The organism is Tenacibaculum sp. ZH5_bin.1, from assembly GCF_042865525.1.
GTDB classification, from domain to species: Bacteria; Bacteroidota; Bacteroidia; order Flavobacteriales; family Flavobacteriaceae; genus Polaribacter; species Polaribacter mesophilus.
The window spans coordinates 262,372-275,194 of sequence record NZ_JBEGIO010000002.1; the positions used below are offsets into that span (position 1 = coordinate 262,372).

Sequence of the window (12,823 nt, forward strand, 5' to 3'; positions counted from 1 at the left end):
TTTAGTTTTTGATATGAAACAATTTCTCTACATACTAACATTTTTCCTTTTTTCAAACTCACTATGGGCATCCTTTATTTATGTACCTATGAGTAACGAAAATCAAAAGAATCATTTAAAAGCATATGGTATTGTGTATTATGCTTTGCAAAATGGTTTGAAAGCTAAATGGTTATTAAATTATGATGGAGGTGCTTTTTTAATTGAAAATAATGAAGCGGTAGAAAAAGAATGTAAAATACGAGGTGTTTCCTATCAAATAATTTCAGATGCTAAATCAGCATTAATCTTAGAAGAAATTTCTTCGCCTTCTAAAAATCAAGAAGCAGTTACGTTAGAAAAAGCACCTAAAATAGCAGTATATTCTCCAAAAGATAAAATGCCTTGGGATGATGCAGTAACCATGGTACTGACATATGCTGAAATTCCGTTTGATGTAGTATATGATGAAGAAGTATTAAATGATAAACTATTGTTGTACGAATGGTTACACTTACACCATGAAGATTTTACAGGACAATATGGACGTTTTTATGGAGCTTTTAGAACAGCGCCTTGGTACATTCAACAAAAGAAAGATGCAGAAGCTTTAGCCAAGAAACTAGGATACAATAAAGTGTCAGAAGAAAAAGGAGCTGTAGCCAAGAAAATACGTGATTATGTAGTTGGTGGTGGATTTATGTTTGCGATGTGTTCTGCGACCGATAGTTTTGATATTGCGCTGGCTGCTGATGGCGTAGATATTTGTGAAGGAATGTTTGATGGAGATGCCTCAGAACCTAATTATCAATCAAAAATAAACTTTAATAAAACCTTTGCTTTTAAAGATTTTGAATTGATTCGTAACCCTACTACGTATGAGTTTTCTTCAATAGATATGACTCGTAAACGAAGAATAAGAAAAGAAGTAGATTACTTTGTTTTAAAAGAGTTTTCTGCAAAATGGGATCAAGTACCGACCATGTTAACCCAAAATCATACCATGTTAGTGAAAGGTTTTATGGGACAAACAACATCGTTTGATCCTAATACTATAAAATCTACAGTTATTGTTTTAGGAGGAAATAAAACCAATGGAGAAGGACGCTATATTCACGGAACTAAAGGAAAAGGAATGTTTACCTTTTACGGAGGCCACGATCCTGAAGATTATCAGCATAGAGTAGGAGATCCTAAAACAGAATTAGATTTACACCCAACCTCACCAGGATATCGTTTAATATTAAACAATGTATTATTTCCTGCCGCTAAAAAGAAAAAACAGAAAACATAACCGATATATGTAATCACTTGTTTTTTAGTGTGTTATGTTGTTTTTTTAGTTAAACCTTGTACCTATTTAATGCTACTTAATGTATTGATAAACAACGTTTAAGGTTTTTTTAAAGTGATTCGTTTGTTATTTATATAATTTAGTAAGAGTAAAATCAAAACTCGTTTTGTAATGTATTGAATGGTTTGTGATTAGCGCGCAACTTCATGTTTCATTCTTTAGTTTAATAGTTTGATCACCTGTTAAATAGTTTTGGTTTTTAGGCGTATACTGAAAAGCCTAAATAGAGTAGGTAAAAACTAAACTTAAAACTAAATTATCATGGCAACAAAACTTACAGAACCATCTAATGGTGTCGTAAAAGAACAAGTTGGAGCAAATATGGAAACTCCAACTAACGGAATGTATAATACCCTTTGTCAATCATTAAACTTAAGTGACAAAAGCTTTCAAATGATACAAGGTGTATTACCAGTTCAAAGTTCAGCGTCAGAACTATATAATTATTTTGATGGTGTTCCCCCAAAATCTGTAGGAGTATTGTATGAAGGTAACCCTTTAAATACTTTAAGCGGTAATTACGCTACAATGCTAAGTAAAACAGAAGATACAGGTACATTCTTGTATAAAATAGCAATGAGTAATTATACAAACTCTAACAATTGGATTGGAGGCAACATGGGAACTAACCCTATATACATTCCAGCCTTTGAAGAGTTAAAATTACAAGTTGAAAAAGGTTCTTCAGCAACAATTCATTTTGATTCTCAAACGTCTAATGATGATATTCAAAACTCATGGGCACAAAGCAACGGTTCTTCAGGAGTTGGTTTCTGGGGAAAGAAGTCTAATAGTGTTTCAAAGTCATTAAATGAAAAAGCTTCTGCAAGTAGAATTACTGTAGATATGGATTTTAATAAGTATGCTTTCCTAGCTGTTAGAGCAGGAGGATGGTTTTTCTCTGGTTATTTTACAGATATGTACCAAAATCCTGATCAATTTCAAAATCAAGATGATTGGAATAATTTATTTGGTCCATCTGGTTCTTTACAAAGAGTAACCAACCAAGCTTTACTTGTTTCTGGTTACACAATTACTGTAAAATCTTGGGCAACTTATAGTCAATCTGATTTTGAAGAAATTCAAAAAAGTACAGAGACCAATGTATGGCCATTCTATACATCAGGATCATCATCAAAAGCTACATCTAGCTATAAATTTAATGATGATAAAACGATTTCTGTAACAATTACATCTGCGCCAGGAGATTTACAAATTTTTGGTATGGGAGTAATTCCAACAGATAGAGCTGTAACAGGTGGTAGTACAAACCATGTTTTAAAAGCACCTTCAAGATTAATTTAATCTTATAGTTAAGAGAGCACATGATTTTCATGTGCTCTACTTAACCTTTTACATAAATTTATTATAATTAACTTAAAATAATGAATAATGAAGTCCCCCGAGAGTTTTAATTATTTAGTATTAAATGAACTGGCAGAGTTATTTAACGCACAATTAAGTAATTTTACATTCTATGCATTTTTACCAAATTTACCCACAAACGAAGCTGATTTTTCAGTTTTAATAGACACTATTCCAGTAGGAACAGAGTTTTTTGATAGCGCCCTTCCACTAAATTATTTTAGTAAGGTGTATGGGAGAATTTTAAATGCTCAAATAAACCAACCTTTAGCGATTCAAATAGGATTGAATGATTATAATAACGCAACAAACTGGATAGTCCCATATACAATACCAAAGTATACACCTAGTTTAAATACTTTTAAAGGAGCAATAGGAAACTCTTCACAGTCAAAAATTATTGTAAAATCAAACGAACAAGTTATACGCATTCCTGTTTACCCAGAATTTCCTGTTTTAGTTGTAAATACCTCGTTAGATAATTTTACCAATGAAGTGGCAAAATCAGTTGTAACTGTAACCATAGCTTTTAGTGAATCTACTACACAGAAAATTAACTTTGGAAATTGGTTTTCATCTGCTGCTTTTTTATACGCATATCAGACTCCAAGCAATTGGGATGACTCTGTAATATCTTGGGATGAAGTTTTTAACCCCAAAACAGGAATATTAAAAAACATTAACTCATATATATCTGCTGTTTCAGATATGACAATAAAAATTCATATTTCTGGAACATATACAGAAGAAACAGTAAGTTTACTAACATCTATTCCAGAACAAGTAATATTCCCTTTTTATCAGCAAATAAATGGAGCTATAACAGAGTACACTTTAGGAATTGACAAAAGCTTAACAATAACGTTAAAAGTTCCTAAAAATAACGAATACTATTTTTTTGGAGTTCAATATCAAAATGTAGAAGAATTGTTAACTTAATACTTAAAGATTAAGAAGGACTTATGGTCTTTTACCGTTACTAGAATCTAAAAGTATCAAAAAAACATGGTTTTCTTGTTTTTTGTAATTGTTAGTTTATCAAATAAATAAGTTTTTTAAATCACGTAAATAAAGAGTTCAATAACGATTCATTTAGAACGGGAAAATTAAACGAAAAAGAAAACTTAATTTAGATGAACCCTTTTTCTTTTTACTTAAATAAAAAAGTAATTGCTCATTTTTACATAATCAATTACATTTGTGGGTATAAAACAAAACAATAATGCCAACAACACAACAATTACAAGATTTTACACAACAAGTTCGTAGAGATATTGTACGAATGGTACATGCTGTAAATTCAGGTCATCCAGGAGGTTCTTTAGGGTGTGCTGAATTTTTAACCTGTTTGTATCAGGAAATTATGGATTATTCTACCGATTTTTCTATGGACGGTAAAAATGAAGATTTATTTTTCTTGTCAAACGGACATATTTCACCAGTATATTACAGTGTACTAGCTCACAGCGGTTTTTTCCCTGTAGCTGAGTTGGCAACCTTTAGAAAGTTAGACTCTCGTTTGCAAGGTCACCCAACTACGCACGAAAATTTACCAGGTATTCGTATTGCTTCAGGTTCTTTAGGACAAGGTATGAGTGTTGCTATTGGTACTGCTGAAGCAAAAAAGTTAAACGGAGATGATAAAATTGTATATTCATTACATGGTGATGGAGAGTTACAAGAAGGTCAGATTTGGGAAGCAGCTATGTATGCTTCTGCTAAAAAGGTTGATAACTTAATTTCTACCGTAGATGTAAATGAAAAGCAAATTGATGGATCTACTGATGAAGTTTTAGCCATGGGAAGCTTAAAAGCTAAATTTGAAGCTTTTGGTTGGGATGTTGTAGAAATTGCAGAAGGAAATAATGTAGAAGCTATTTTAGCAGGAATGGCAGAAGCAAAATCTAGAACAGGAAAAGGTAAACCAGTTTGTGTATTATTACGTACTGAAATGGGGAATGGAGTTGATTTTATGATGCATACCCATGCGTGGCATGGTAAAGCACCTAATGATGAACAGTTAGAGGTTGCTTTAGCTCAAAACCCAGAAACTTTAGGAGATTACTAAAATAAAGAGTAATTAAATATTTTAAGCGCCATTACAACTTTGTAATGGCGTTTTTATTTTATGAAAAACTTTACAAAAAGAAGTAAGTAAAACCGTAAATTTACGTCTGTAATCATATAAAATAACCAAATAGATACAGATGAAAATAGGAATTGTATGTTATCCTACCTTTGGAGGAAGTGGAGTAGTAGCAACCGAATTAGGAATGGCATTAGCAGATAAGGGGCACGAGGTACATTTTATAACGTACAATCAGCCTGTTCGATTAGATTTCTTTTCTCATCGTTTGCATTTCCACGAAGTTGTTTTAGAAGAGTACCCTTTATTTCAATATCAACCTTATGAATTAGCTTTATCAAGTAAAATGGTGGAAGTAGTTCAAAAATATGAACTTGAAGTGTTACACGTACATTATGCTATTCCGCATGCCTATGCTGCTTACATGGCAAAAAAAATGCTTGAAGATAAAGGAATTGACATAAAAGTAGTAACAACATTGCATGGTACAGATATTACTTTGGTAGGAAGCCATCCAACCTACAAAACCGCAGTAGAATTTAGTATAAATAAATCAGATGAAGTTACCGCAGTGTCTAAAAGTTTAAAGGAAGATACTCTTAGGTTATTTAATATTGATAAAGATATTAAAGTGGTGTACAATTTTATTGATGGAGAAAAATATGATAGAGCTCATGAGGGAGAGTGTAAAAGAGAAGCGCTAGCTAAACCGGAGGAAAAAATCTTAACACATATAAGTAACTTTAGGCCTGTAAAGCGTACTGATGATGTAATTCGAATTTTTAATAGGGTTCAAGAAGAAGTTCCATCAAAATTATTAATGGTTGGTGATGGCCCTGAGCGTTTAAAAGCTGAGAACTTAGCTAAAGAGTTAGAAATCGAAGACAAAGTGCTTTTTATGGGGAATAGTACAGAAGTGGCAAAAATATTATGTTATACCGATGTGTTTTTATTACCATCTGAAACAGAAAGCTTCGGGTTAGCAGCTTTAGAAGCCATGGCTGCAAGCACAGTAGTTATATCCACAAATACAGGAGGTTTGCCAGAAGTTAATATTCATGGTGTAACAGGCTTTTTAAGTAAATTAGGTGATATTGAAGGTATGGCTAATAATGCTATTAATATTTTAAAAGATGATAAAGTTTTGAATGAGTTTAAAGAAAATGCAAAAGAACATATTAAGCTATTTTCACTAAATAATATTCTCCCAGCTTATGAGAGACTTTATAAAAAATGTTCAGTAGAAGCATAAAAAAAGGAGAGTTATCAACTCTCCTTTTTTTAATTAAAAACTATCACTATTTAATTTTTTCTAGTTCTTTTACTAATATAGCATCATTTAATATAATGTCTCTTTGAGATTTTAATAAATTAGTTGTAGAGTTTGGTAAATGTTCTTCAGAGTTAATTACTTCATTATATTCTTCAAGTGAAGCTTTTTCACCTCTTAAAGCCTCTTCTAATATAGCTTCTTCACTTTCATTTGAGAAAAAAGCTTTGGTATTCATCCAAGCCCTGTGTGCTGTTCCCGTTAAACTACCTCCTTTTTCAGGAGATTGACCAAAAGATTTTATTTCTGATTTTAACTGTTTACCAAACATTTCACGTTCATTGGCTTTACGAACAAAAAGATTTGTTAATGTTTCACTATTTACATTTTCTGCAGCTGTTTTATACCCTTTTGCAGCATCATAATTTTTTTCTAATAATCCGTTTAACTTATTTGATACTTCTTCTGTGTAACTATACATATATTTTAAGTTTTTTAAATTAATGAGTAATTTTTTATTGATGTTTACCCAAATACCATCAAGTTAGAACACCGCCCTCTTTTTTGAGAAAAAGAACCAATTAAAATAATGGTACTAATTCCTAAGCTTACATAAGTATTGTTATTATTTTGAGAGTTAAACTCAAAAATGTTAAATAATATGTAATCTAAAGTGTTAAGATTTTTTATAAAAATCCTAGCTTATTAATATGATATCAGTAAGAATAAACAGTGTTTATCATTATTCTATTCATAATATTTTAAGTCATAAATGTGTAAATAAAAACGCTTAATATTTTTATGACTAATTAATTACATTACAAAATTAATATTTACTTGAAATGCTGTTTAGCTCATATCTTTTCTTTTTTTGCTCATATACAAAACTCTTGTTAAAATCAAATGTTTGTAGAAAAGATAGAATACATTAAGCAAAAAAATGTAATTTTATATCATTAAAAGAATGTGTTATTGGTATAGCGTCTTAAACATATTAGAAATAGTTTAGCAAGAACAAAAAGATTATAGATATTATGATTAACTCGATGAAAAGAAGTAAAAAATAAGTTTTAAGTATTGATAGCAGTTTTGTAGAAAAAATTAAAATTATCCAAAATAAAATTTTAAAAAAATAGATAAGTAAAACTAAAAAAGAGCTAAAAAAATGATTAAAGAAAAATATAAATGTTCTTTTGAAAAAATAAAAAACCTGGACACAAAAGTGCCTATAAATTTAGTATTAAGTGGAGGAGCCGAAAAAGGTGTAGCTCATATTGCTTTATTAGAAAAGTTAGAAGAGTTAAATATTAAAATTAATTCAATTTCAGCTTGTAGCGCTGGTTCATTGGTAGGAGTAATGTATGCTTCTGGAATGAAACCAAAAGAAATATTAAACTTTTTTAAAAATACTGAAATATTTCAGTTTTCTTGGATAACAATTGCTAAACCAGGAATTTTTAATTCATCCAATTATGCAAGATTAATTGACGATAAAATAAAACCAACCTTTGAAGATCTAGAAATACCTTTAATAGTTTCTACAACTAATTTAAATAAAGGAACTACAGAGTACTTTAATGAAGGAAGTTTACTAAAACCTGTTTTAGCATCATGTGCATTACCAGGTTTATTCAATCCTGTAAAAATTGGAGATGCACTTTATTCTGATGGTGGAATTATAGATAACTTTCCTACAACTCCCTTTAAACAGTCAGAATATCCAATAGTGGGAAGTTATGTAGTATATCCTTCTGAAAAAACAAGTGAGGAACTAAATACCACTTTGAAAGTTTTAGCACATACATCTAAACTTTTAATGCTATCATCTGAAGAATATAAGTTTTTTGAAACTTATGCTACTATTTGTTTTCCTTTAGGTGAGTTTAGCGGTTTTAGCACTAAAGAAGTAGATTCAATATATGAAACAGCAAAAAAGTACATAGATAAAAAACTAGAAGAAAGAATAAATTAATTTCAAACATTTTCTTTTTTAGAAGCTATTCTCTGTACCTTTAAATTTGTAATGTAAGGTGTACTCATAAGGTAATTTATATCTATAATTTCTGATTTTTTATTTAACCACATATTTTTAAAAATTTCAGGAATTTGTATGGGCATTACCTGATAAAGATTATTAAAGTCATTAAGTTTTCCAATTAGTTTGGTGTTAATAACTGAACATGTATAAAAGCCATCGTTGGTAATGTTATATAAACCCGCTAAATAAAAGGGTTCTTGATTGTCTTTTTCTACTAAATAATTCTCTACAACTCCATTAATAACTTTATGAATATAAAAACCAGTTACGATAAATAAACACCTTCGTAAATAAAGAGCTTCTTTAAAAAGTATATTATTTTTAATATCTTCCTTATTTATATGTAGTGTTTGTTTTATATGTTGAAACTTATTCCAATTATCTCCATAATTTTGAGGAAGTAGCCCCCAAATGGCTTGCATAATTTGATTAGGATTTTCCATATTAATTATACAAACTGTTTGTTCTTTTAAACCATTAATTTTTCTTTTAGGTTTATGTAAATAAGGATACTTAAAAGGGAGTTTTGTAAAGGTTTCAATACGTTCTATACTTGCTATGTTTGATAGCTTATAAATCATAAAGCCTACTGTTGATTATTAAAAATAAAAATGAGAGTAATACCTATTAATAAACAAGAAAGTATAATATAAAAGGCTATTCTAGTTATTTTATTGTTTTGAAAAATATAATTTTTATGCTTAGAGTCAGGATTCTCTTTAATTATTTTAAAATCTTCATTACTTTTTTTCATACTTATTAATTATTTATATTTTGTTTGTTGCAAAACTATATTGTTAAAAGAGTTAATCTTTGTTCTTTAGAAATAGATATTGACTCATTTCATATTAAGTTAAGCGTAACAATTAACAAGAGATTATATTTTAGTTTGTTAACTAATAAAGTTAGTTTGAAGTCTGTTAAATTTAATGAGTATATTTTTTATATGAGTTAAGAACAAAACTAAATGAGTAAATGTAAAACAAGCTATCTAGTTAATTTTGTAACTGTACAAAAGATGTACTTTATAAACACTAATTTAAAATTTTAATAATATGTTACGTTGGACAGTCACTTTTATAATAATAGCAATCATAGCCGGTATTTTAGGATTTGGAGGAATAGCAGGAGCAGCTGCAGGGTTTGCTAAAATAGCATTCTTTATTTTTATAATTTTATTTATTATATCCTTATTTACAGGTAAAAGAAAAGTTTAAAAAAATAAAGAATAGAGTATTAAAAAGCGTGAGTTTTCACGCTTTTTTTTATTTATGAATAAGTTTTATTTATTAAGTGAGCAAAAAACAAAATTAAATGAGCAAAACACATAAATAAACCTGCGTTAATTTTGTAACAGACATTACAAATCGTTGTTTCATAGCGAAAATGTATAGGAATATATAAAATATATTTCAGGTGTTAAAAAGTACACATCTCAAATAAAGTTACTTGTAATTTTAAAATAGATTAAAATGAAAAAAATAATAATGGGATTATTACTTACAGGAAGTATTACCTCTTTAAACGCGCAAACGGAAGTAATAAAAACGACTGAAGTAAAAAAAGCAAAAAAGATTAATGAAAAAGGTTTAATTTATGATACAAAAGTAAAAGTAGTAACAAAAAAAGAAAAACAAACTAAGTTTAATCCCAATCAAAAGAATAAACTTAATCAAGATGTAGTAGAGTCTCCAATCACAGTAGATAAAACCATTATGGTAGATAATGATTCTGATATTTTTTATGACTCAAAAGCAAAAGTAAAATATTTTAAGTATAAAGGTAATAAGTATGACTTTTTAATTGATCAAAATAATTTACTAATCACATATAAGCTTAATAATGAAGATATAACATCAGCAAGAGCTATAAAATCTATTAATAATAACTTTTATGTAGTAGAAGGTAAGGATTTTAATGGCGTAGGTTATTTTAATAAATATGGTGATTTTATTATTGAATATAAAAATCAAGAATCTAATAACTTGGAACAAGCCATTTTTGAAACCTTTAAAATGTAATTTATAAAACTAATAAGTGATAATTTCATCCTTTTTTTATCACTAAAAGGTTAAAATGAAATGAGCAAAGATTCGTATTAAATAAGCAAACTTAAGCTTAAGTTCTTAAGTAGTTTTGTAACATAATTAATTATTAACAAAAAACACACACAGTAAAATGAATTATTTAAACATACAAACAGAAAAAGTATTACCAGTAGCAAAAGAATTAAACCAATTATTGGCTGAATATCACATATACTATCAAAAGTTAAGAAATTTTCATTGGAATATTGTGGGGAAAAACTTTTTTGAACTACATGAAAAATTTGAAGAAATGTATAGTGATGCTAGAGTTAAAATAGATGAGATCGCAGAACGTATTTTAACTTTACAGTATCATCCAATTAGTAGATATAGTAAGTATTTAAAAATAGCAAATATATCAGAAGAAAGTCCTTTTCAAACAGATAGTGATATGATTTATATTTTATTAGATGATCATAAAACATTATTAAAGCAAATGGCAAATGTGATAAAAAAAGCGGAAGAAGCAGAAGATGAGGGAACGATAGATTTAATGGGAGGATATATTGCTTCTTTAGAAAAAACAAGTTGGATGTTGAACGCTTGGAGCAAAAGTACCGTAGAGCAATTAAATGAGGATATTGTATTGTCATAAAATTATTGTTGAATTTATCTAATAACTAAAAACAAAAACTACTTTCTCCTACATGAATTTTAGCAGCACCATAGCCAAATTAAAAGAATCTGTTCAATTATACTGGAATGAGTTTATAAACCAAATTCCAAAAATAATTATAGCTATTCTTATAGTGGCTGTAGGTATTATTATTGCTAATCTTATATCAAATTTTTTTAGAAAAACAATTTCTAAGAAAACAAATGATCCTTTAATGACTAATTTTTTAGCCAAAACAATAAAAATTAGTTTTAGTATTTTGGTAATCATGCTTGCTTTAAAGATAGCAGGTTTAGGAGGCATTGCTGCTGGATTATTAACTGCAGCTGGAGCCTCAGCTATAATTTTTGGATTTGCTTTTAAAGATGTGGGAGAGAATTTTATCTCAGGAGTAATACTATCCTTTAATCGCCCTTTCGATGTTAATGATACAGTAATGATTGGAGATATTTTTGGTAAAGTAAAAATGATGGAATTTAGATTTACCAAATTAAAAACATTCGATGGAAGAGATGTATACATTCCCAATAGTGACATTGTAAAGAAAGCTGTATATAACTATACTGAAGATGGTTTTTACCGTTCAGACTTTGTGGTTGGGATTGATTATGATGATGACATAGATACAGCAAAAAAAGTAATCATAAATGCGGTAGTTAATACTTTAGGAGTTATTGATACAGATGAACATCAATGTTTTGTTACGGTAGACGGTTTAGGAGTAAGTACTGTAAACTTAAAAGTTATTTTTTGGACCAAAACTAAAGAATACAAACGAGGCGCACTCGAAGTTAAAAGCGATGTAATTAAAAACGTAAAAAACGTGATAATAAAAAACGGGCTAAACATGCCTGCAGATATTACAGAGATAAAACTATACGGTTCACAAGACAGTATTCCAATTACAGTAACAAAATAAAAAAACAACCCACGGGGTTGCTTTTTTTTATGAATTATAATAACTAAGACTCTCCCTAATTAAATCATCAGAAGCTTTACTGTTTATTTTAAAATCTTCATAATCGTTAAGAAGCACAAAGTTAATTTCTCCTCCTATATTCTTTTTATCATGTTTCATCAATTCAAGAATAGGCTGAAAGTCTTCTTCTACCAATGCTACTTTACCATAAATTTTAATAATAGCATCTTTTATTTCAGAGACTTTATCTTCAGGAAAATCTAATACTTTTGATGATAAGTAAGCTTCACAAACCATTCCAATGGCAATAGCTTCACCATGTGTTAGAGCTTCCTTTTTCGGGTTCTCTAAAAAATAAGACTCTACACCATGCCCAATAGTATGTCCCCAGTTTAAAACCTTACGAACACCTTGTTCTTTAGGGTCTTCTAAAACAACTTCATTCTTAATTTCTATAGAACGATGAATCAAATCAACAATATTAAGTTTATCGTTATCTTTAATTTCATTAAATAACTTGATGTCGTGGGTCATTCCATACTTAATAATTTCCGCAGTACCAGAACGAATTTCTCTGGGAGTTACGGTGTGTAAGTATTCAGGATCAATAATAATTAACTCTGGATTAGCAAATACACCAATCTGGTTTTTTAATACACCTAAATCAACACCTGTTTTTCCGCCAACAGAAGCATCTACCATGCTTAATAAGGTTGTAGGAATATTCACAAAATCAATTCCACGTTTAAATGTAGATGCAACAAAACCACCTAAATCAGTAATCACACCACCACCTAAGGTAATTAATAAGCTTTTTCTATCAGCTCCTAATTCAGTCATTACATTCCAAACTCCCATACAAGTTTCTATGTTTTTATGAACTTCACCAGCATCAATTTGAATGACTTCAATAGGTTTATCTGTAGCAAATAACTGAATAAATCGAGGATAGCAACAATCTAAAGTGTTGTCATCCACTAAAATAAAAACTGAAGAATAGTTTCTTTCAGAAACTAAATAGGTTAATTCATTATAGCCTTTTTCTTCAAAATGAATAGGGTATGTTGCTGCATTAATTGTGGTCATAATAACAAAAAAATATAAGGCGA

At 29.2% G+C, this 12,823-nt stretch carries 13 protein-coding genes; 10 read left to right on the plus strand and 3 right to left on the minus strand.

The window, feature by feature from the left end; translation table 11 throughout:
* Positions 1 to 88: 88 nt before the first annotated feature.
* The 5 genes from ABHQ57_RS09165 (at position 89) to bshA (ending at position 6,036) form a co-directional block, all read left to right on the plus strand.
* Positions 89 to 1,273, plus strand: coding sequence for a hypothetical protein (locus ABHQ57_RS09165; RefSeq protein WP_047788881.1), 1,185 nt, complete (start codon positions 89 to 91; stop codon positions 1,271 to 1,273).
* 321 nt (positions 1,274 to 1,594) lie between these two features.
* A complete protein-coding gene (locus tag ABHQ57_RS09170; protein ID WP_073184125.1) occupies positions 1,595 to 2,638 on the plus strand; it encodes a hypothetical protein in 1,044 nt (347 codons plus the stop codon).
* 87 nt (positions 2,639 to 2,725) lie between these two features.
* Positions 2,726 to 3,637 carry a hypothetical protein gene (locus tag ABHQ57_RS09175; protein WP_167713865.1) on the plus strand — a complete coding sequence of 304 codons (912 nt, stop codon included), beginning with the start codon at positions 2,726 to 2,728 and terminating at the stop codon, positions 3,635 to 3,637.
* Between the two features lie 283 nt (positions 3,638 to 3,920).
* On the plus strand, positions 3,921 to 4,766 hold the full coding sequence (locus ABHQ57_RS09180; protein ID WP_047788879.1) for a transketolase: 846 nt from the start codon (positions 3,921 to 3,923) through the stop codon (positions 4,764 to 4,766).
* A 139-nt stretch (positions 4,767 to 4,905) separates the two neighbouring features.
* Entirely contained in the window at positions 4,906 to 6,036 is a 1,131-nt protein-coding gene (bshA, locus tag ABHQ57_RS09185) for an N-acetyl-alpha-D-glucosaminyl L-malate synthase BshA (RefSeq protein WP_167713864.1), read from the plus strand.
* A gap of 46 nt (positions 6,037 to 6,082) precedes the next feature.
* On the opposite strand, the gene ABHQ57_RS09190 is transcribed toward bshA, so the two are convergent.
* Positions 6,083 to 6,535: a PA2169 family four-helix-bundle protein gene (locus tag ABHQ57_RS09190; RefSeq protein ID WP_047788877.1), complete on the minus strand. Its 453-nt coding sequence runs from the start codon at positions 6,533 to 6,535 to the stop codon at positions 6,083 to 6,085.
* 684 nt (positions 6,536 to 7,219) lie between these two features.
* Here ABHQ57_RS09190 and ABHQ57_RS09195 point away from each other — a divergent pair.
* On the plus strand, positions 7,220 to 8,026 hold the full coding sequence (locus tag ABHQ57_RS09195) for a patatin-like phospholipase family protein (RefSeq protein WP_167713863.1): 807 nt from the start codon (positions 7,220 to 7,222) through the stop codon (positions 8,024 to 8,026).
* 2 nt (positions 8,027 to 8,028) lie between these two features.
* Here ABHQ57_RS09195 and ABHQ57_RS09200 read toward each other — a convergent pair whose 3' ends face one another.
* Entirely contained in the window at positions 8,029 to 8,673 is a 645-nt protein-coding gene (locus ABHQ57_RS09200; protein WP_047788876.1) for an SOS response-associated peptidase family protein, read from the minus strand.
* A 474-nt stretch (positions 8,674 to 9,147) separates the two neighbouring features.
* On the opposite strand from ABHQ57_RS09200, the gene ABHQ57_RS09205 reads away from it, so the two are divergent.
* The 4 genes from ABHQ57_RS09205 to ABHQ57_RS09220 all read left to right on the plus strand — a co-directional run bounded on the left by ABHQ57_RS09205 (position 9,148) and on the right by ABHQ57_RS09220 (position 11,714).
* Positions 9,148 to 9,309, plus strand: coding sequence for a DUF1328 family protein (locus ABHQ57_RS09205; protein WP_047788875.1), 162 nt, complete (start codon positions 9,148 to 9,150; stop codon positions 9,307 to 9,309).
* 255 nt (positions 9,310 to 9,564) lie between these two features.
* Positions 9,565 to 10,113: a hypothetical protein gene (locus ABHQ57_RS09210; RefSeq protein WP_125064368.1), complete on the plus strand. Its 549-nt coding sequence runs from the start codon at positions 9,565 to 9,567 to the stop codon at positions 10,111 to 10,113.
* Between the two features lie 157 nt (positions 10,114 to 10,270).
* Entirely contained in the window at positions 10,271 to 10,774 is a 504-nt protein-coding gene (locus ABHQ57_RS09215) for a Dps family protein (RefSeq protein WP_047788873.1), read from the plus strand.
* 52 nt (positions 10,775 to 10,826) lie between these two features.
* The gene (locus ABHQ57_RS09220; RefSeq protein WP_047788872.1) at positions 10,827 to 11,714 is read left to right on the plus strand and encodes a mechanosensitive ion channel family protein; all 888 of its coding nucleotides are present in this window, start codon (positions 10,827 to 10,829) and stop codon (positions 11,712 to 11,714) included.
* A gap of 27 nt (positions 11,715 to 11,741) precedes the next feature.
* Here ABHQ57_RS09220 and aroB read toward each other — a convergent pair whose 3' ends face one another.
* Positions 11,742 to 12,800, minus strand: a complete 1,059-nt coding sequence (gene aroB, locus ABHQ57_RS09225) for a 3-dehydroquinate synthase (protein WP_389863410.1) — start codon at positions 12,798 to 12,800, stop codon at positions 11,742 to 11,744.
* Positions 12,801 to 12,823: the final 23 nt, after the last annotated feature.

Coding starts and splice junctions, on each gene's coding strand:
- ABHQ57_RS09190 (WP_047788877.1), bottom strand. CDS start 6,535: ATGTATAGTTACACAGAAGAAGTATCAAATAAGTTAAACGGATTATTA.
- ABHQ57_RS09205 (WP_047788875.1), top strand. CDS start 9,148: ATGTTACGTTGGACAGTCACTTTTATAATAATAGCAATCATAGCCGGT.
- ABHQ57_RS09180 (WP_047788879.1), top strand. CDS start 3,921: ATGCCAACAACACAACAATTACAAGATTTTACACAACAAGTTCGTAGA.
- ABHQ57_RS09195 (WP_167713863.1), top strand. CDS start 7,220: ATGATTAAAGAAAAATATAAATGTTCTTTTGAAAAAATAAAAAACCTG.
- ABHQ57_RS09220 (WP_047788872.1), top strand. CDS start 10,827: ATGAATTTTAGCAGCACCATAGCCAAATTAAAAGAATCTGTTCAATTA.
- ABHQ57_RS09175 (WP_167713865.1), top strand. CDS start 2,726: ATGAAGTCCCCCGAGAGTTTTAATTATTTAGTATTAAATGAACTGGCA.
- ABHQ57_RS09200 (WP_047788876.1), bottom strand. CDS start 8,673: ATGATTTATAAGCTATCAAACATAGCAAGTATAGAACGTATTGAAACC.
- ABHQ57_RS09170 (WP_073184125.1), top strand. CDS start 1,595: ATGGCAACAAAACTTACAGAACCATCTAATGGTGTCGTAAAAGAACAA.
- ABHQ57_RS09215 (WP_047788873.1), top strand. CDS start 10,271: ATGAATTATTTAAACATACAAACAGAAAAAGTATTACCAGTAGCAAAA.
- aroB (WP_389863410.1), bottom strand. CDS start 12,800: ATGACCACAATTAATGCAGCAACATACCCTATTCATTTTGAAGAAAAA.
- ABHQ57_RS09165 (WP_047788881.1), top strand. CDS start 89: ATGAGTAACGAAAATCAAAAGAATCATTTAAAAGCATATGGTATTGTG.
- ABHQ57_RS09210 (WP_125064368.1), top strand. CDS start 9,565: ATGAAAAAAATAATAATGGGATTATTACTTACAGGAAGTATTACCTCT.
- bshA (WP_167713864.1), top strand. CDS start 4,906: ATGAAAATAGGAATTGTATGTTATCCTACCTTTGGAGGAAGTGGAGTA.